The sequence below is a fragment of the Actinomadura sp. NPDC000600 genome (genome assembly GCF_040492135.1).
Lineage (GTDB): Bacteria > Actinomycetota > Actinomycetes > Streptosporangiales > Streptosporangiaceae > Spirillospora.
In genome coordinates this window covers 1-1,081 of record NZ_JBEUPD010000145.1, presented here as the reverse complement: position 1 = coordinate 1,081, position 1,081 = coordinate 1, and the positions used below count along the sequence as shown (strand labels likewise).

The following is a 1,081-nucleotide window of genomic DNA, read 5'->3' as shown; positions in this document are numbered from 1 at the left end:
CCGAAGTCGAAGACCGCCACCTTGATGATCTCGTCCTCGACGGCGGTCACGTCCGGGACGGTACGGAGCAGGGCGTAGTACTTGCGCGCCTCGGCGAGGAACGCCGCATCGGTCCGCTCGACGTACGCCGACTTCTTCCCGCAGACCACGGCACCCACGTCCGCGCCGTCCGCCACGAGCTGCCGCGTCGCCCCCACGACCCGGGCGGCGACGGCGCTGTCCAGCGGATCGGAACTGAGCTCCACGCCGTCGCGCACGACGTACGTGCCGTTCTCCGCGATGAACACCATGCCCTGACCCGCGTCCGCGAACTGCCGTGCCAGCGTGGCGTACTGGCGGCCGCTCGCGGGGCTGAACAGCACGCCACGGCTGCGCAGTTCGGCCAGTACGGACCACAGGGCGGCGGGGAGCCGGCCGGCGCCGTCCAGCAGCGTGCCGTCCATGTCGGTGACTATGAGCCTGATGTCGGGCGCGCCCGGGTGGGGGTGCGGTGCGGCGGGGGCGGAGGGAGAAGTGGACATGTTCCGTTCCTGTGCGGGGCCTGCGGGAGCGCTGGGTGCGGTCGGCTGTTCGTAGGCGTCGACGTAGTGCACCTGGCGGCGGCCCCCACGGCGGGACCGTACGAGGCCGGCGGGCTTCCCCGCGTCTGAGCGGCTCAGTCTAGTGAGCTGGTTTTGAGTTCTGCCGTCGCCACTTGAGTCGTGTTCCGTTTCGGATCGGGGCTTGGTCGGTGACGGGGCTGGTGGTTTGCGGTCTGCTGTGGGGATGGGCGACAGCAGGCTTGCGCCGCTGGTGTTATCCGATGCCGAGCGGCGGATGTTGCAGGGATGGGCCCGGCGCCGGACGACTGCTCAGGGCCTGGCGTTACGGGCACGGATTGTGCTGGCCTGCGCGGACGGCGGCAGTAACACCGCGGTGGCCGCGCGGATGGGCGTCAACCGGGGCACGGTGACCAAGTGGCGGGCGAGATTCCTGCGCGACCGGTTGGACGGGCTGGTCGAGCACCAGGGCCGCTCGATCCGGCTGCTGCTGTCGAAGAACCCCGCCGGATGGCTGGAGGCGTTCGACGTCCTGCAGCCCG

The 1,081-nt window shown here is 70.8% G+C and carries 2 protein-coding genes; one reads left to right on the top strand and one right to left on the bottom strand.

Going from position 1 to position 1,081, the window contains the following annotated elements:
- Positions 1-521: HAD hydrolase family protein (locus tag ABWI07_RS44360; RefSeq protein WP_353822238.1), on the bottom strand; the 521-nt coding region annotated here is incomplete at its 3' end.
- A 244-nt stretch (positions 522-765) separates the two neighbouring features.
- Here ABWI07_RS44360 and ABWI07_RS44355 point away from each other — a divergent pair.
- The coding region (locus tag ABWI07_RS44355; RefSeq protein ID WP_353822237.1) for a helix-turn-helix domain-containing protein at positions 766-1,081 on the top strand (316 nt) is incomplete at its 3' end.